Annotated in this window: 16 protein-coding genes and 1 pseudogene; 9 read left to right on the top strand and 8 right to left on the bottom strand. The window is 68.6% G+C overall.

The window, feature by feature from the left end; translation table 11 throughout:
- Nucleotides 1–28: 28 nt before the first annotated feature.
- The 3 genes from SALMUC_RS18035 to SALMUC_RS18025 form a co-directional block, all read right to left on the bottom strand.
- On the bottom strand, nucleotides 29–1,237 hold the full coding sequence (locus SALMUC_RS18035; protein WP_020039106.1) for a mandelate racemase/muconate lactonizing enzyme family protein: 1,209 nt from the start codon (nucleotides 1,235–1,237) through the stop codon (nucleotides 29–31).
- Between the two features lie 68 nt (nucleotides 1,238–1,305).
- Nucleotides 1,306–2,214 carry an NAD(P)-dependent oxidoreductase gene (locus SALMUC_RS18030; RefSeq protein WP_021120593.1) on the bottom strand — a complete coding sequence of 303 codons (909 nt, stop codon included), beginning with the start codon at nucleotides 2,212–2,214 and terminating at the stop codon, nucleotides 1,306–1,308.
- Between the two features lie 25 nt (nucleotides 2,215–2,239).
- Nucleotides 2,240–3,163: a LysR substrate-binding domain-containing protein gene (locus SALMUC_RS18025; RefSeq protein WP_020039108.1), complete on the bottom strand. Its 924-nt coding sequence runs from the start codon at nucleotides 3,161–3,163 to the stop codon at nucleotides 2,240–2,242.
- Between the two features lie 99 nt (nucleotides 3,164–3,262).
- Between SALMUC_RS18025 and SALMUC_RS18020 the strand changes: the two genes are divergently transcribed.
- Both SALMUC_RS18020 and SALMUC_RS18015 read left to right on the top strand, forming a co-directional pair.
- Entirely contained in the window at nucleotides 3,263–4,300 is a 1,038-nt protein-coding gene (locus SALMUC_RS18020) for a four-carbon acid sugar kinase family protein (protein WP_020039109.1), read from the top strand.
- Nucleotides 4,297–5,001: a FadR/GntR family transcriptional regulator gene (locus SALMUC_RS18015; RefSeq protein WP_020039110.1), complete on the top strand. Its 705-nt coding sequence runs from the start codon at nucleotides 4,297–4,299 to the stop codon at nucleotides 4,999–5,001. Before SALMUC_RS18020 ends, SALMUC_RS18015 begins: the two co-directional genes overlap by 4 nt.
- A 16-nt stretch (nucleotides 5,002–5,017) precedes the next feature.
- Here SALMUC_RS18015 and SALMUC_RS18010 read toward each other — a convergent pair whose 3' ends face one another.
- The 4 genes from SALMUC_RS18010 to SALMUC_RS17995 are packed head-to-tail and all read right to left on the bottom strand — an operon-like array spanning nucleotide 5,018 to nucleotide 9,183.
- On the bottom strand, nucleotides 5,018–6,139 hold the full coding sequence (locus tag SALMUC_RS18010; protein WP_020039111.1) for an iron-containing alcohol dehydrogenase: 1,122 nt from the start codon (nucleotides 6,137–6,139) through the stop codon (nucleotides 5,018–5,020).
- 28 nt (nucleotides 6,140–6,167) lie between these two features.
- Entirely contained in the window at nucleotides 6,168–7,073 is a 906-nt protein-coding gene (locus tag SALMUC_RS18005) for a dihydrodipicolinate synthase family protein (protein WP_020039112.1), read from the bottom strand.
- Nucleotides 7,070–8,029: a 4-hydroxythreonine-4-phosphate dehydrogenase PdxA gene (pdxA, locus tag SALMUC_RS18000; RefSeq protein ID WP_020039113.1), complete on the bottom strand. Its 960-nt coding sequence runs from the start codon at nucleotides 8,027–8,029 to the stop codon at nucleotides 7,070–7,072. Before pdxA ends, SALMUC_RS18005 begins: the two co-directional genes overlap by 4 nt.
- Entirely contained in the window at nucleotides 8,026–9,183 is a 1,158-nt protein-coding gene (locus SALMUC_RS17995) for a sialidase family protein (protein WP_020039114.1), read from the bottom strand. Before SALMUC_RS17995 ends, pdxA begins: the two co-directional genes overlap by 4 nt.
- A gap of 237 nt (nucleotides 9,184–9,420) precedes the next feature.
- Here SALMUC_RS17995 and SALMUC_RS30565 point away from each other — a divergent pair, with 237 nt between their 5' ends.
- The 4 genes from SALMUC_RS30565 to SALMUC_RS17980 all read left to right on the top strand — a co-directional run bounded on the left by SALMUC_RS30565 (nucleotide 9,421) and on the right by SALMUC_RS17980 (nucleotide 12,987).
- Nucleotides 9,421–9,855 (top strand): DMT family transporter, encoded by a 435-nt coding sequence (locus SALMUC_RS30565; protein ID WP_021120591.1) that lies wholly within the window; start codon nucleotides 9,421–9,423, stop codon nucleotides 9,853–9,855.
- An 11-nt stretch (nucleotides 9,856–9,866) separates the two neighbouring features.
- Nucleotides 9,867–10,283 carry an EamA family transporter gene (locus SALMUC_RS30560; RefSeq protein ID WP_021120590.1) on the top strand — a complete coding sequence of 139 codons (417 nt, stop codon included), beginning with the start codon at nucleotides 9,867–9,869 and terminating at the stop codon, nucleotides 10,281–10,283.
- A gap of 191 nt (nucleotides 10,284–10,474) precedes the next feature.
- Nucleotides 10,475–11,974 carry an ABC transporter substrate-binding protein gene (locus tag SALMUC_RS17985; protein ID WP_020039116.1) on the top strand — a complete coding sequence of 500 codons (1,500 nt, stop codon included), beginning with the start codon at nucleotides 10,475–10,477 and terminating at the stop codon, nucleotides 11,972–11,974.
- 98 nt (nucleotides 11,975–12,072) lie between these two features.
- Nucleotides 12,073–12,987: an ABC transporter permease gene (locus SALMUC_RS17980; protein WP_020039117.1), complete on the top strand. Its 915-nt coding sequence runs from the start codon at nucleotides 12,073–12,075 to the stop codon at nucleotides 12,985–12,987.
- Here the strand turns inward: SALMUC_RS17980 and SALMUC_RS31875 are convergent.
- Nucleotides 12,976–13,149: pseudogene (locus SALMUC_RS31875) on the bottom strand (hypothetical protein); the annotation flags it as partial. The gene SALMUC_RS17980 and the pseudogene SALMUC_RS31875 overlap by 12 nt on opposite strands.
- On the opposite strand from SALMUC_RS31875, the gene SALMUC_RS17975 reads away from it, so the two are divergent.
- From SALMUC_RS17975 to SALMUC_RS17965, 3 genes are read left to right on the top strand one after another with little or no spacing between them, the layout of a single operon-like run.
- Nucleotides 13,064–13,927 carry an ABC transporter permease gene (locus SALMUC_RS17975; protein WP_425414317.1) on the top strand — a complete coding sequence of 288 codons (864 nt, stop codon included), beginning with the start codon at nucleotides 13,064–13,066 and terminating at the stop codon, nucleotides 13,925–13,927. The pseudogene SALMUC_RS31875 and the gene SALMUC_RS17975 overlap by 86 nt on opposite strands.
- A complete protein-coding gene (locus SALMUC_RS17970; RefSeq protein ID WP_020039119.1) occupies nucleotides 13,920–15,539 on the top strand; it encodes an ABC transporter ATP-binding protein in 1,620 nt (539 codons plus the stop codon). Before SALMUC_RS17975 ends, SALMUC_RS17970 begins: the two co-directional genes overlap by 8 nt.
- Nucleotides 15,536–16,477, top strand: a complete 942-nt coding sequence (locus tag SALMUC_RS17965) for a 2-hydroxyacid dehydrogenase (protein WP_020039120.1) — start codon at nucleotides 15,536–15,538, stop codon at nucleotides 16,475–16,477. The genes SALMUC_RS17970 and SALMUC_RS17965 overlap by 4 nt, the downstream gene beginning before the upstream one ends.
- Nucleotides 16,478–16,506 lie beyond the last annotated feature (29 nt).

Here is a 16,506-nt window from a genome sequence, read left to right as displayed (position 1 = left end):
AAACCGGCGAAAGCGCGCAGTGCGGCGGTCAGCCGGTCGCGACACGCAGGGTGGCGTCCTCGCGGTGCGCGACCTCGGGGCGCAGCGCGGTACCCAGCCCTGGCGCAGCCGGTGCCTGGGCGCGCCCGTCGCGGATCACCGGCAGCCCGGTCACCAGTTCGGGATACCAGGTCGAGAGCGTCGCGCGCACCACCTCCTGGTAGATCGCCGTGGGCGCGTGGATCGCGAGGTGCAGCCCGGCCATCAGGGCCACCGGGCCGGTGCAGTCGTGCGGGGCAAAGGGTTTGGCGTAGGCCTCGGCCAGCGCCGCGATCTTGCGCCCCTCGGTCAGCCCGCCGCACCAGGCGAGGTCGACCATCACCACGTCCAGCGCGTCGGCGGCCAGCAGGTCGCGGAAGGGCACCGCGCCGCCCAGCGTCTCGCTGCCGCAGATCGGCACCGAGGTGCGCCGCCGCAGGTCGGCCAGCGCCCGGGCGTCGTCCATCTTGCCGATCGGGTCTTCGACCCAGAAGACGCCGTAGTCCTCGAGCGCGCGGCAGATCCGCTCGGCGGCGTGGCTGCTCCAGAGGCTGTGAAGCTCGGCCATGATCTCGATCCGGTCGCCGACCGCGGCGCGGATCTTGGCGAAAGGCTCCAGTCCGGCCTTGAGGTCGGGCAGGGTGATGGTCTGGCCGCCGAAGCTTTCAGCGTACTTGTCGAAGGGCCAGATCTTCATCGCGGCATAGCCCTCGGAGAGCAGGCTCTCCGCCAGCGCGCCCGCGTCGCGGTGGAAGGCCACCTGGTCGTCGTAGGGGCCCTGCATTTCGTCGGTAGCGCCGATCTCGCGGCGGTGGCCGCGCTTGCTCGAGCTGTTGTAGGCATAGCCCGCGCAGGTGTTGTAGACCGCGATGTCCGGGCGGCAGGCGCCGCCGAGCGCTTCGTGCACCGGGATGCCGTGGCGCTGGCCCACGAGATCCCAGAGCGCCATGTCCACGGCGCTTGCGCCGCGCACTTCGGCGCTGGCGGAGTGGAAGCCGATGTAGGGCATCAGCAGGTGGCGCGAGACCTCGGCGATGCGCCGGCTGTCGCGGCCCAGCAGCCAGGGCGCGATCTGTTCGTGCACGACGCGCTCGACCGCCTCGGCGCCGCGAAAGGCCTCGCCAAGGCCGGTCAGCTTCTCGTCGGTGACGATCTCGACCCAGCAGAGGTTGGCGCGCTCCGCGATGCGGATGGTGCGGATTTCCGTGATCTTCGACATGGGGCCTCCTCAGCGCGCCAGGGCGCTGCGGTTGACGGTGCGGGAAGGCAGCGCGCCGGCCTCCAGCGTCAAGATGTCGTCGATGACCATCTGGCCCATGCGCAGCAGCGACTCGTGCGTGTCGGCCCCGGAATGCGGCGAGAAGAGCACGCGCGGATCGGAAAAGAGCGGATGCGTGATGTTTGGGGGGTTCGGTCTCGAAGGCGTCGAGCGCGGCCCCTGCCGATTTGCCCGGTCTCCAGCGCCGCGTGCAGCGCGTCGAGATCGACGATGCCGCCGCGGGCGAAGTTCAGGATGGTGGTGCCAGGGCGCATCATGGCGATCTCCGGCACGCCGATCAGGCCGCGCGTGTCCGGGCCGCCCGCGACATGGACCGAAAGCACGTCGCACCCGCGCAGCACTGCCTCGCGCTCTGCCAGGGTCACGCCCATGGCGCGGGCCGTCTCGAGGTCGGCCCAGGGGTCGTGGGCGATCACCGCCATCCCGATGCCGCGCGCCAGCCCGGCCAGCGCCCGGCCGATCTGGCCGAAGCCCAGGATGCCGAGCGTCGCGCCGCCCAGTTCGCGGCCGACGCGGCGGTCCCATCCGCCGGAGGTCACCGAGAGGTGTCCCGGCACGGTGTTGCGCCAGAGTGCGAAGATCGCGCCAAGGGCCAGCTCTGCCACCGCGCTGGCATTCGCGCCGGGCGTGTTCAGCACCGGCAGGCCCCGCTGGGAACAGGCCCTGATGTCGATGGAATCGAGCCCGACGCCGTGCTTGAGCACGCCCCGCAGCCCCGGCGCCGCGTCGAGCAGCCGCGCGTCCACAGGCACGAGGCCCGCCACGAGGTAGCGGGCCCCGGCGACGAGTTCCGGCAGCTCCGCGTCGTCCTGCGCGTGGCGCAGCAGGTGCGCGCCCGCGCGAGCGAGTTGCTCGGCGTGATCGCCCCGGGTGGCGAACCCGGGCGAGGTGGTCAGGACGGTGAAATCTGTCGGCATCGGGTGTCTCGTTCGGTCATGGACATCAGGTCGCGACGGTGGGGTCGGCATCCGGCGGCATGGCCGCGCAGGCGGCCTCGACGGCGGCGGCCACCTCGGCGACGATCGGGTCGGGGTCCCGGGGGCCGAGGCCCATATAGACCGCCGACTGCACGTCCGGCGGCAGGTCGATGTCACGGATCACGGTGCCGGGCAGGCAGATGCGCCGCGTGCTCGCGGGGACCAGCGCAAGGCCGAAGCCCGCGTCGACGAGCGGCATGATCGTGTGGCTCTGCGAGACCGCGTAGTTGATCCGTGGCACGATTCCGCGCGCGCTGAGAAAGCCGCTGGTGACACCCGTCAGAAAGCCCCCGCGCTCGGAGGAAAAGCCGATGAAGGGCTGATCGTGCAGGTCCTCTACGGTGACATGCTCGGCCGTGGCGAGCGGATGATCGCGGGGCACGGCAAGCACGAAGGTCTCGCTCCAGACCTTGGTCAGCGGCAGGCTCGGGATGCGGTTCGGCATCCGGAAAAGACCGATCTCGAGCGTGCCCGCCAGCAGCGCCTCGATCTGTTCATAGGTCATCATCTCGCGCAGCGAGAGCTTGATCCCGGGATGGTGGTCGCGGACATGCGCCGCGATCTGCGGCACCAGGTGGATCGCCGCCGAGGGAACGAATCCCAGCACGACCGAGCCGACCTCGCCGCGTTCCGCCTGCCGTGCGTGCAGCGCCGCGCTTTCGGCGCGCGACAGGATGTCGGTGGCATCCACCAGCAGCCGCTTGCCCGCCGCGGTCAGCCGGACCGAACGGTTCGTGCGGTCGAAGAGCCGGGCGCCGATTTCGTGCTCGAGCTGCGCGATGTGGCGTGACAGCGGCGGCTGCGAGATGTTCAGCCGCTGCGCCGCGCGCCGGAAGTTGAGCTCTTCGGCGACGGCCAGGAACGATCGCAGGTGGTTGAGTTCGAACATGCCGCGCCCTCCCGTCGCCGCCGAGACATCTTGTGAAAGCCGGGCTTGGATGTAAATATGTCCTTGGAGATTTCCTTTTGAAGCTAGGAAATTGTGGGAATGACTGAACAAATCTTCGGGGCCCGCCGCGTGGTGATCGTGGCCGACGACCTGACCGGCGCGCTGGACGCGACCGCCCCTTTCGCGGCGCGCGGGCTTTCGGCCTGTGTCGCGACCCGGCCGGACGGGCTGATGGCGGCGCTGGCCGAGGACGCGGCGGTAACGGCGGTCTCGACCCGTTCGCGCGAGATCGCGCCGGATGCGGCGCGTGACCGGGTCGCTCGCGCGATTGCCGAAGTGCCGGCCGATGCACTGCTTTTCAAGAAGGTGGACAGCCGTCTCAAGGGACCGCTCGAGGCCGAGCTCTCGGCGTTGCCGGCGCTTCCGCTTCTTGTGGTTCCGGCAATCCCCGATTTCGGTCGCGTGGTGCGCGACGGGGCGGTCTCGGGCTTTGGCGTGGAGGACCCCATCGACATCCGCGCGCGACTGGGCGCGGCAGCGGAGCGGGCCGTGATCCCCGATGTCACCAGCGCCTATGGCATGCGCCGCGCGCTGGCCGAGGCGCCCGAGGGGGCCGTCCTCGTCGGCGCCCGTGGCGTGGCGGAGACACTGGCCGAGTCGATGGGAGGCGCGACGAACCCGGCGCCCGAGCTGTCCGGGCCGATCGCCGTGGCCGTCGGGTCGACCGACCCCATCACCCTGGCGCAGCTGGACGCGCTGCGCGCGGCGGGCGCGACGGTTCTGGAGGCGCCGGGCGGGCGATTTGACGGCGCGCCGCCGGACGGGGACGTGGCGGTTTTGCAGGCCACGGAGGAGGTTGGCGGCAATTTGTCGGGCCCCGAGGTCGCCGCCGCGCTGGGCGCGGCCTTCCCTGCCATCGCGCAGGGCCGGAACGGCTGGGTGCTGACCGGCGGCGCCACGGCCGAGGCGGTGCTGGACGCGGCCGGCATCACCCGGCTCGAGGTGCTGGGCGAGGCGCTTCCGGGTCTGCCGCTCTCGCGGGCGGGCACGCTGCGGGTCGTGACGAAATCCGGCGGCTTCGGCTTGCCCGACACGCTGGTGCGGCTCACTCACCTTGACCGGGAGGCGGCACGATGACCGGGCGCCGTGAAGCTGGCGCCGCGCAGCGCAAGAGCCTGTCGGATGTCGTCTTCGACAAGCTGCATCGCGCCATCAAGTCGGGCGCCTATGCCCCGGACGAGAAACTGCCGACCGAGCACGACCTGGCCGCCGAGTTCGAGGTCTCGCGCCCGGTGATCCGCGACGCGCTGCGCAAGCTGCGCGACCAGCGGCTGATCTATTCGCGGCAGGGCGCGGGGAGTTTCGTCCGCCAGCTCGGCACGCGCGAGCCGCTGGGCTTCGGTCAGTTGCAGAACCTGGCCGATCTCAAGCGCTGCTACGAGTTCCGTCTGGTGCTTGAACCCGCCGCGGCCGAGATGGCCGCGGAACGCCGGAGCTCCGAGGACCTGGCCGGGATCGAGGCGGCGCTTCGCGTGATGCAGGATGCCACCGCGCGAAGCCGTCACCGCGAGGACGCGGATTTCGAGTTCCACCACGCGATCTCGGTTGCCTCGGGCAACGACTACTTCTCGACGGCGATGGATGCGCTCAAGGAGCATATCGCCGTCGGCATGCAGTTCCACGGATTGTCGCTGAAGCAGACCGCCGGGGGCCTCGACCATGTCTACGGCGAACACCTTGCGATTTTCGAGGCGATCCGCGATGGCGAGGCCGATCAGGCCCGGCTGTTGATGCGCGCGCACCTCCTTGGGTCGCGCGCACGCCTTTTCGAGGGCTAGGGCGTGTCCGCGCGGCCTAGAGGGCCGCGCGGTAGATCGCCTCGACGTCGTCCACCGACATCTCGCGCGGGTTGTTGTCCATGAGGCGGCGGATGCCGTGCGCCTCCTCGGCCCAGCCGCGCAGGTCCGACTCGCCGGCGCCGTGGGCCGAGAGCCGCATCTCGACGCCCAGCCGCTCGCAGTAGTCGCGCGCGACCGCCGCCACGTGCTGCGAGCCGGCGCCCTCGGGCAGGCCGAGCGCGTCGAGCACCTCGGCGGTCTTGCCCGGCCGTTCGGGCTGGTTGAAGGCCAGTACGTGCGGGAAGATGATCGCGTTGGCCAGCCCGTGGGGCAGGTGCAGCCGCGTGCCCAGCGGATAGGCCAGCGCGTGGCCCGCGGCGGTGTTCACCGGACCGAGGCAGATGCCGCCGTAGTAGCTGGCCAGCATCATGCCGGCGCGCGCCTCGGTGTCGGTGCCGTCGGCCACCGCGCGGGCGAGGTAGCGGCCCACCAGCCCGATGCCCATGCGGGCATAGCCGTCGATCATGTCGTGGGTGCGGATGTTTGTGAAGGCCTCGACGCAGTGCGCCATGGCATCGACGCCTGTTGCGGCCGTGACCTCTGGTGGAACCGAGTAGGTAAGCACCGGGTCCAGCACCGCGAGGTCGGCGCGCATGTGGCCGCTCTCGACTGCCATCTTGGCCTGCGTCTCGGCGTTGGTGACCAGCGCGCGGATGCCGGCCTCGGAGCCGGTGCCGGCGGTCGTGGGTACGAGGGCCAGGCGCGACAGCCGCTGCGCGACCTTGTCGGGACCGATGACGTCGGGCAGTTGCTGCGCCCCGTCCCAGAGCACCGAGACGAGCTTGGCCACGTCCATGACCGAACCGCCGCCGAGGCCAACCACCACGTCGGGCTTCAGCTCGGCCGCCACGGCAAGCGCGGCGGCGAGCGCGCGGTCGTCGGGTTCGGGCGGCACCTCGGTGAAGACCTCGACCCGGCCGGGCAGGCCGAGCATCTCGACCTTGTCGGCCAGCACGGGCACCGTCAGCACCAGCACGCGCTGTGCCCCCTCGGCCCATTCGCCGACCTTTGCCGCGGCGCCCGCGCCGATTTCCAGCCGCGCGGGCTGATGAATGACGATCTGCCGGTCCATGCTCATGCGATCTCCTCCCCGTCGCGCGCGGACCTCATTGGCCCAGCTGTTCCATCTGGCCCCAGACGTGGGCGCGTTCCTCGGCGCTCAGCGGCACCAGCGGCGGGCGCACATTGAGCCAGTCGTCGTTGCCACGGGCGCGGGCGACCATGGTCTTGACCGTCGGCAGCTGGATGTAGGCATTGGTCAGTCCGCGCCAGTCGTTGATGCGGTCCTGCGCGGCCTGCACCCGGTCGGCGGCTCCCGCGTCCTGCCAGTTCTCCCAGATCTCGCGCAGCGCGTCGGCGCGCAGGTTCGAGGTCGAGGTGATGCAGCCATGGCCGCCCGCCTGCAGCAGCGGCAGCATGAGCGGATCGGCCCCCGAGAGCACCGAGAAGTCCGGAAACTTCGCCACCATCGCCTTCATGTTCTCGACGTCGCCGGCGCTGTCCTTGATGCCCACGACCGTGCCGGGGAAGGCCTCGCGCAGGCGTGCGATCAGCTCGTGCGAGATCGGAACCTGCGTCACCTGCGGGATGTGGTAGAGCACCACCTTCAGGCGGTCGACGGCCACGCCCTCGATCACCTGCGCGTAGAAACGGAAGAGGCCCTCGTCGCTCACACCCTTGTAGTAGAAGGGCGGAAGCAGCACGCAGCCCCGCACGCCGCGCTCGACCGCATGCTTCGTGAGCTCGACGGTCTCGGGGACGTTGCAGCTCGAGGTGCCGGGCAGAAGCTGGTCGCCCGCGACGCCGAAATCGAGCGCCGCCTCGAGCAGCGCCTTGCGCTCGGCCACCGAATAGCTGTTGGCCTCGCCGGTCGTGCCCAGCAGGGCGATGCCGTGGCAGCCCTCGTCGATGAGCGCGCGGCAGTGCTCGGCGAAGAGGTCGAGCCGCACCTTGTTGTCGGCATCCACCGGGGTAGCTGCGGCGCAGAAGACGCCCCTGATCGGTTGGGTCATGCGCTCTCTCCCTTGGCGCGTCCGGCCACAAGCCGCCGCGCATAGGCGATGGCTTCCAGCATGTTCTCGTGGTTGGCGATGCCCTTGCCCGCGATGTCGAAGGCGGTGCCGTGGTCGACCGACACCCGGTCGATGGGCAATCCGACCGAGACGTTCACGGCGGTGTCGAAGGCCACCAGCTTGATCGGGATGTGCCCCTGGTCGTGGTAGTTCGCGACGACGAGGTCGAAGGCGCCCTGGTAGGCACGGTGAAACAGCGTGTCGGCCGAGATCGGGCCGACCACGTCGATGCCCTCGTCCTGCGCCATCTTCACGCCTGGCGCGATGAGGCGGTCGTCCTCGTCGCCGAAAAGCCCGCCCTCGCCGCAGTGCGGGTTGAGGCCGGCCACGGCGATGCGGGGATGCGCGATGCCGATGCGCTTCAGGTGGCCGTCGCCGGCGCGGACGGTTTCGAGGATGCGCTCCGGCGAGGTGCGCTCGATCGCGGTCTTCAGCGAGACATGGGTCGAGGCGTGGATGACCTTGAGCTTATCCGAGGCCAGCAGCATGAAGGCGCCCTTCTGCCCGGTCAGCGCCGCCAGCATGCCGGTGTGGCCGTCGTAGTGATGCCCTGCGGCGTTCAGCGAGGCCTTGTTGATCGGTGCCGTGACGATGCAGCCGATCTCACGCGCCTCGGCGGCCCGCACGGCGGCCTCGATGAAGCGGAAGGCGGCGTCGCCGCAGCGCGGGTCGGTCTGTCCAAAGGGCAGGGGGGCACCTTCGATGGGGAGGTCCGTAAGCTGGAAATCCTGGCCGGGCACGAGGCCGGTCTTCACCACCGCCTCGGCGGCTTCGAGCGTCGGCCCGTTGCCGAAGACGCGGGTCTGTGCGCGTCCTTCGGGGTCCATGGCAGCGATGGCCTTGAGGGTGATCTCCGGGCCGACGCCGGCCGGATCGCCCATGGTAATTCCGATCATGCTTTCACCTCTTTCGCGGGGACGCGCAGATGCGCGATGGCCCGGCGGTGATAGGTGAAGGCGACGTCGATGTCGCCCTCTGGCGTCTCGGAGAGCGCGGGATAGGAGAGTTCCTTGTTCTTGCCGTCCTCGCTGTCGTTGCTCAGGCATGTTCCGGGGCCGTCGGCCAGCGTGATCCGGCGCGGGAAGCTGCGCCCCTCGTCCCTGGACAGCGCCAGGATCAGCGGCGCACGGCGCACGCCCCAGATCGGGGTGCAGCCGCCCTCGGCCTCGGGGCGGTCGTCCTCGCCCAGCTCGTCGTAGAGCGAGGCGCGGCGCGCCGGGTCCATCTCGGCATTGACCGGGTTGCAGCAGAGCGCGATGCGGCCGTCCGCCAGCCGGATGGCCGTGATCGAGGAGTTGTTGTTGGGCAGGTCCGTGGCCTCGGGCACGGTCCAGCTTTCGCCGCCGTCGTTGCTCTCGCAGCGGTAGACCGCATCGGCCTGACGCCGCCGGAAGAAGGCGACGAGATGCGTGTCCGAGAGCGCCAGTGGCGTCATGTGCACGCAGCCGGTCGACTCGGGCACCGGCACGATGCGCCAGGTTTCGCCCGCGTCCTCGGTGATCGCGACCGAGGCGGTGTCGTGCCGCCCCGTCCAGCGCGCGCCGGGCGCATGGGTGCAGTGAAAGAGCGGCAGCAGCCAGGCGCCGTCGGGGCGCACCAAGGGCGCGGCGCGCACGAAGGAGCCCTTGGGCAGCGGCAGGTCGCGCGGCGGCTGGCCGATCTCGCGCATGCGCACGACGCAGCGGTCCTGGTCGCCGCCGGGCTGGGCGGTGTGGAACAGCAGGCGTCGTCCGTCCGGCGCGTCGAAGAGCACCGGGTTCTGTTCAGAGCGTTCCGGGTCGTCGGTGATCCGCTCGGCCGGGCCCCATTGCGCTGCGCCGGGGGCGAGCGTGCTCGTGTGGATGCAGATGTCTGCCTTGCCCTCGAGCCCGCCGCCGAACCAGGCGCAGGTCAGCGTGCCGTCCGGGCCGCGCAGCAGGAACGCCGCGTGGTTCTGCACGCGCGGCGAGGGCAGGACGGCCGTTTGCCACCCGTCGCCCGCGTCCGCAAGCCGGCCATCCATCCGTGCGGCGATGCCCTCCGGGGTGTCTGTCGCGGTCTCGAGAATCATGTTTCCCCTCTCCCTTGGTGCATCCTGTGTCGCTCTCGGACGCATAGGTTGTCAAGTTGAGGTTGGTCTCACACCCTGACGGATGATCCATAAGTATGCTTCTATAAATGGATTTATTTCTGATCGCGCCGCTTTTGGAGTTGGCATCAAGAAGGGGATTTACAAATATACGATGACCTGTTCATGTCGTCTGGAAGGTGCCGCGGGTCTCGCGCGGCCAAGCTCTGGAGACTTTGCATGATGGAAGCGCGCGCGCTTCTCGGTGTCGGGCTGATGGTCCTTGTCGCGGGCATGAATGCCGTGGACGCGGTGCTCGTGCGCTTTCTCGCGGACGACATCCATCCGTTCTTCATGGGGTTCACCCGCGCGGCCTTCGGTCTGCTGGCCATGCTGCCCTGGATCCTGCATCGGCCCGGCATGCTCATGACGCGGCGGCACTGGTTGCACGGGCTGCGCGCGGCGCTGAAGCTCGGCTCGCTGGTGGCGCTTTTCGCGGCGCTGGCTGGTGCGCCGCTCGCGACGGTCACGGCGATCGGCTTTGCCTCGCCGCTCTTCGTCACGGTGGGCGCCTGGTTTGTGCTGCGCGAGGCACCGCAGGCCATCCGCATCGCTGCCGTGGTGTTGGGGTTCATCGGCGTGGTCGTGCTGCTGAAGCCGGGCGGGGGGACCTGAACGTCGCGCTGATGCTCGCGCTGCTTTCGGCCGTTCTCATGGCGACGATCCAGCTGATGCTGAAATACATGGGCGCCACCGAGACGAGCGACACGCTGGTCGCCTGGAACCTGATCGCCACCGTGCCCATCGCGCTGGTTCCGGCGATCCTGTTCTGGTCCACGCCCACCCCGACCCAGTGGCTGCTGCTGGCCGCGCAGGGGGCCATCGGCGCACTGAACCAGATCATGGCGACGCAGGCCTTCCGGCTGGGCGACGCCTCGCTCATCGCGCCGATCGACTTCCTGCGGCTGCCCTTCGTCGCCTTCGCGGGCTACGCGATTTTCGGCGAAGTGGTCGAGAACACGACCTGGATCGGCGCGGGCGTCATCATCGTGTCGATCGGGCTTATGGCCCTGAGTTCACGTCAGAGGGCGCCAACGACATGATACGTCAGGGCTGCCGAGTGATACCGAGAACGCATCACTGTGAGACAAATACAAGTAGCAAAAATGCGAAAGTAAATTAAAATATTAGCCTATCAGCGCACGGGAGAGCGCTGATCAGGGGAGGGGCCTCCCGGTCCGCAGCGACCGGGGCACAGAGGGCCAGGCTGCACAAAAACGGAGGAGGAGAACCCGTGAAACTGAGAACCTATCTTCAGGGAACCGCGCTGGCACTTGTTGCCGCGCTGCCCGCATACGCGCAGGATAGCACTGTTACGGTCGTCCTGTCGGAGGAGCTGGACATTCTCGACCCTTGCGAGTCGTCGCGGTCGAACGTGGGCCGCGTGGTGCTGCAGAACATCACCGAGACCATGACCGAGCTCGACCCCGACGAGGGTCTGATGCCGCGCCTCGCCACCGAGTGGGAGGACATGGGCGACGGCACCTGGCGCTTCCACCTGCGCGAGGGGGTCAAGTTTCATGACGGCTCGGCGCTGGACGCCGAGGACGTCGCGCACACGCTGGTGCGCATCAAGTCCGAGGACATCGTCTGCGAGATCGGCGCCAAGTTCTTCGGCGGCATCGACCTGACGACCGAGGTGGTCGACGACACCACCATCGACATCACCGCCGACCCGGCGCAGCCGATCCTGCCGCTGCTCATGTCCACCGTGACGATCACGCCAGCCGAGGCGCCGCTGGATGGCCACATGGAAGAGCCCATGGGCACCGGGCCCTACGTCTTCGACGAATACCGCCGCGGCCAGGACATCACGCTGTCCTCGAACCCCGACTACTGGGGCGAGACACCGGAAGTGACCGGCGCCACCTACGTGTTCCGCACCGACAGCGCCGTGCGCGCCGCCATGGTGCAGACCGGCGAGGCGGACATCGCGCCCAACATCGCGCTGCAGGACGCGACAAACCCCGACACGGATTTCTCCTACTCGAACTCCGAGACCGTCTACACCCGTCTCGACACCACCATGGCGCCGCTTGACGACGTCCGGGTGCGGCAGGCTCTGAACCACGCGGTCGACCGCGAGGCCTTCATCGGCACGATCCTCGCCGACGGCACCGAACTGGCGACCGGCATGACGCCGCCCTCGACCATCGGTTACAACAAGGACCTGCAGCCCTACGCCTACGATCCCGACAAGGCCAAGGCGCTGATCGAGGAAGCCAAGGCCGACGGCGTGCCGGTCGACACCGAGATCACGGTCGTCGGGCGGATCAACAACTTCGCCAACGTGCTGGAAACCATGGAGGCGCTGACCTCGATGTGGCGCGAGGTTGGCTTCAACGTCGACCTGCAGATGGTGGAGGTGGCCGAGTGGCTCGAGCACTACTCCAAGCCCTTCCCCGAGGATCGCGGCCCCGAGATGGTGCAGGCGATGCATGACAACGCCAACGGCGACCCGGTGTTCTCGATGTACTTCAAGTACGCCTCGGAGGGCCTGCAGTCGGGTGTCCAGGATCCCAAGCTCGACGACATGATCGCCGAGGCGACCGCCGCCACCGGCGATGAGCGGGCCGAGGACTGGAGCGAGGTCTTCTCCTACATCCACGAACAGGCCTTCGACGTGATGCTCTTCCACATGGTGGGCTTCAGCCGCGTGAACGAGCGGCTCGACTTCACGCCGTCGATCAAGACCAACAGCGAACTGCAACTGGAGCAGATCAGCTTCAACTGATCCCCTTTGCAAACCGGACGGCGGCGGTGCGCTCCCGCCGTCCGGATCACCCCGACCGACGGCGCGCCGCGCCGTCCCGGAACCCTACGGGACCCGCCATGAAACAGTTTCTCGGAAAGCGGGCCGTGGCCAGCGCAGTCTCTCTGCTCGGCCTCGTGGTGCTCGTCTTCTTCCTCAGCCGCCTGACCGGCGATCCGACCGACCTCTACCTGCCGGTGGACGCCTCGGTCGAAAGCCGCGAGCAGTTCCGCGAGCTTCACGGGCTGAACGATCCGCTCGTGATGCAGTTCGTCAACTACCTGGGCGATCTCGTCCGCTTCGACTTCGGCGAGTCGATCCGGCGCAACGAGCCGGCCATCGACGCCGTGCTGCGTGGCTTTTCCTGGACGCTCACGCTTGCCGTCATCACCATGGGCCTCGTGACCGTCTGCGCCATCACCTTCGGCGCGCTCGCGGCGTTCAACGTCGGCGGCCGTTTCGACCGCTTCGCGACCTTCGTCTCGTTGATCGGAGCCTCGGCGCCAGACTTCTGGATCGCCATCGTGGCCATCGTGCTCTTCTCGGTGAACCTCGGGTGGCTCCCGACCTCGGGCACCGGAACGGTCTGGCACTGGGTCCTGCCGGTCGCCGTGCTCTTCATCCGGCCTTTCGGGCTGATCCTGCAGGTGGTGCGCGGCTCGATGATCTCGGCGCTGCAGTCGGCCTACGTCAAGACCGCGCGGGCCAAGGGCGTGGGCAACCGGCCGATCATCTTCGTGCACGCGCTGCGCAACGCCATGCTGCCGGTCATCACGGTGATCGGCGACCAGGCGGCCGCGCTGCTGAACGGCGCCGTGGTGGTCGAGACCATCTTCGGGTTCCCGGGAGTCGGCAAGCTGATGATCGACTCGATCCTGCAGCGCGACTTCACGGTGATCCTCGCCGCGATCATGGTGACCGCCTTCGCCATCTTCCTCATGAACATCCTGATCGACATCGCCTACGCGATCCTCGATCCGCGCATCCGGTATTGAGATGACAATGGTCGAACGCTCCCCCGCACCCGCCGCGACACGCACCAAGGAAGGACCCGGCGCCCTGCGCACCGCGCTGTCGCTGCTCTGGGCCGACAAGCTGGCCTGCGCCGCCGTCATCTTCCTGGTGATCGTCACGCTCTGCGCGATCTTCGGGCCGATGTTCCTCGAGGAGATCACCTCGAAGCCCAACCTGCGCGGCCGCAACGCTCCGCCCTTCGACCTGTCGAAGGGATGGATGTTCATCCTTGGCGGCGACCAGCTGGGCCGGCCGCTGCTGGCGCGCATCATCGTCGCGGCGCAGAACACCATGGTCGTCGCGGCCGGGGCCGTCGTCGCTTCCATGATCATCGGCTCGGCGTTGGGCCTGATCGCGGGCTACTCGCGCGGCCGGGCGGGGCAGATCATCCCGCGGCTGGCGGATGTCATCATGTCCTTCCCCTCGCTCCTGCTGGCCGTCATCGTGCTCTACATGCTCGAGCCGGCGGTCGGGAACCTGGTCATCGTGCTGGCGATCACCCGAATCCCGATCTACCTGCGGACCACCCGCGCCGAGGTGCTGGAAATCCGCGAGCGCATGTTCGTGCAGGCCGCCCGCGTCATGGGCGCCTCGACAAAGCGGATCGTCTTCCGCCACATCCTGCCCGTGGTGCTGCCGACGCTCACCACCATCGCGACGCTGGACTTTGCCTTCGTGATGCTGGCCGAATCCTCGCTGTCGTTCCTCGGCATCGGCATCCAGCCGCCCGAGATCACCTGGGGCCTCATGGTCAGCCAGGGCCGGCCCTACCTGACATCGGCCTGGTGGCTGTGCTTCTGGCCCGGTCTCGCGATCATCCTGACGACGCTCAGCCTCAACCTGCTGTCGAACTGGCTGCGCGTGGTTCTCGATCCGCAACAGCGGTGGCGCCTGGAAATGGGAGGCAAGAAGAATGCCTGATCACCTGCTCGACGTTCGTAACCTCTCGGTCGATTTCCATACCGCGCGGGGCACGGTGCACGCCGTCCGCGACGTGAGCTGGCACCTCGACCGGGGCGAGGTCCTGGCCATCCTGGGCGAGAGCGGTTCGGGCAAGTCGGTCTCGGCCTCGGCGGTGCTGGACCTGATCGACTGCCCGCCCGGCGAGATCACCAGTGGTGAGATCCTGTTCGACGGCCGAAACCTGCTCACCATGAGCGCGGATGCGCGTCGCCAGATCAACGGCAAGCGCATCGCCATGATCTTCCAGGACCCGCTGAGCCATCTGAACCCTGTCTACACCGTGGGCTGGCAGATCGAGGAGACCATGGTCGTGCACGGCACGGCACGCGATGCCGCGCGCAGGGAAACCGTGGAGCTGCTGCGCAAGGTCGGCCTGCCGGACCCGGAGGGCGCGGTCGAGAAGTATCCGCACCAGTTCTCGGGCGGCCAGCGGCAGCGCCTCATGATCGCCATGGCGCTGGCGCTGAAGCCCGATGTCTTGATCGCGGACGAGCCGACGACGGCGCTGGATGTGACGGTGCAGGCGCAGATCCTCGCGCTGCTTCAGTCGCTCCAGAAGGAAACCGGGATGGGGCTGCTGATCATCACCCACGACCTCGGCGTCGTGGCCGAGATCGCGCACCGCGTCGTGGTGATGAACGAGGGCGAGATCGTCGAGCGCGGCAGCGCCCGCGAAGTATATCACAACCCGCAGCACGCCTACACGAAGAAGCTGATCTCGGCGGCGCCGGGCCAGGGCGCCATGTCCGAAGGCGGGCAGGGACCCGAGCCGATGCTCTCGATGCGGGGCGTCACCAAGACCTACGGCGCCTTCCACGCCATCGACGATCTCGACCTCGATCTCTACCCGAACGAGACGCTGGCCATCGTCGGCGAGTCCGGCTCGGGCAAGTCGACCACCGCCAAGCTGCTGCTGCGGCTGGAAGAGGCCGACGCGGGCGAGGCCCATTACGAGGGGCGCGACATCTTCAAGCTCTCGCCGAAAGAGCTCTACGAGATGCGGCGCGACATCCAGATGGTGTTCCAGGACCCGACGCAGAGCCTTAACCCGCGGATGTCGGTCTACAAGATCATTTCCGAGGCCTGGGTCATCCATCCCGAGATCCTGCCGAAGCCGCGCTGGCGCGAGCGCGTGGCCGAGTTGCTCGAGCAGGTGGGTCTCGAGGCCGAGCACATGTACCGGCACCCGCACCAGTTCTCGGGCGGCCAGCGCCAGCGCATCGCGATCGCGCGCGCACTCGCGCTGGAGCCGCGGATCATCGTCTGCGACGAGGCGGTCTCGGCGCTTGACGTGTCCATCCAGGCGCAGGTGATCGACCTGTTGCATCGCCTGAAGGATGAACTAAACCTGTCATACATCTTTATCGCGCACGACCTTCCCGTTGTACGGGATTTCGCTGATCGTGTGCTTGTCATGCAAAAAGGGAAGGTCGTGGAAGTCGGACCTGTCAGACAGATATTCGAGAGCCCGCGCGAAGACTACACGCGCAACCTGCTGGCGGCGAGCCTCGACCCCGATCCCGACGTGCAGGCCGAGCGCCGCGCCGCGCGGCTCGAGGCAGCGCAATGAGCGAGGACATCCTCGTTCTCTATCCCGCGCGGCCCAAGGCGATGGAGCAGCTCGAGGCGACCTACCGGCTGCACCGCTACGACGAGGCGGCGGACAAGGAGGCCTTCCTGGCCGAGCACGGCTCCAAGTGCCGCGGCATCGTCACCAACGGACACGCGAGCCTCACGCGCGAGATGCTGGCGCATCTGCCGAACCTCGAGATCGTCGCCTGTTCCTCGGCCGGGTTCGAGACGGTGGACACCGCCGCGCTGAAGGAGCGGGGCATCCCGCTCACCAACACGTCGGACGCGCTTTGCGACGAGGTGGCGGACGTGGCGCTGATGCTGATCCTCGCGGCCCGGCGCGACCTGGTGCGCGCGCATCGCTACGTCGAAAGCGGCGACTGGGGGCGCAAGGGCATGTTCCCGCTGCTTTCCACCATGAAGGGCAAGCGGCTGGGCATGGTCGGCATGGGCCGCATCGGGCAGGCCATTGCCGCGCGCTGCGTGCCGCTGGGCATGGAGGTTGCCTATTTCGGGCGTTCCGCGAAACCGGCGGTGCCCCATGACTTCCAGCCCGACATCGTCGAACTGGCGCGCTGGGCCGACGTCATGACCGTGGCCGTCGCCGGCGGGCCTGCCACCGAGAAGCTCGTCTCGGCCGAGGTGATCGAGGCGCTGGGGCCGCAGGGCACGCTGGTCAACGTCGCGCGGGGGACGGTGGTCGACGAGGCGGCGATGATCGCCGCGCTTCGCGACGGGCGCCTCGGCTCGGCCGGGCTCGACGTCTATCTGAACGAACCCGACCCCGATCCGGCCCTGACCGGGTTGGCCAATGTCACGCTCTACCCGCACCATGCCTCGGGCACGGTCGAAACCCGCGATGCCATGGCGCAGCTTGTCGTGGACAATCTCGCCGCCCATTTCGCGGGCAAGCCTCTGCTCACGCCGGCCTGGTAGGCGGATCACACGAACCTGGCAGGACCCAT

Origin of the sequence: Salipiger mucosus DSM 16094 (assembly GCF_000442255.1) — a bacterium.
GTDB classification, from domain to species: Bacteria; Pseudomonadota; Alphaproteobacteria; order Rhodobacterales; family Rhodobacteraceae; genus Salipiger; species Salipiger mucosus.
The sequence above is the reverse complement of the archived record's forward strand: the minus strand, read 5'-3'. Positions and strand labels throughout refer to the sequence as shown.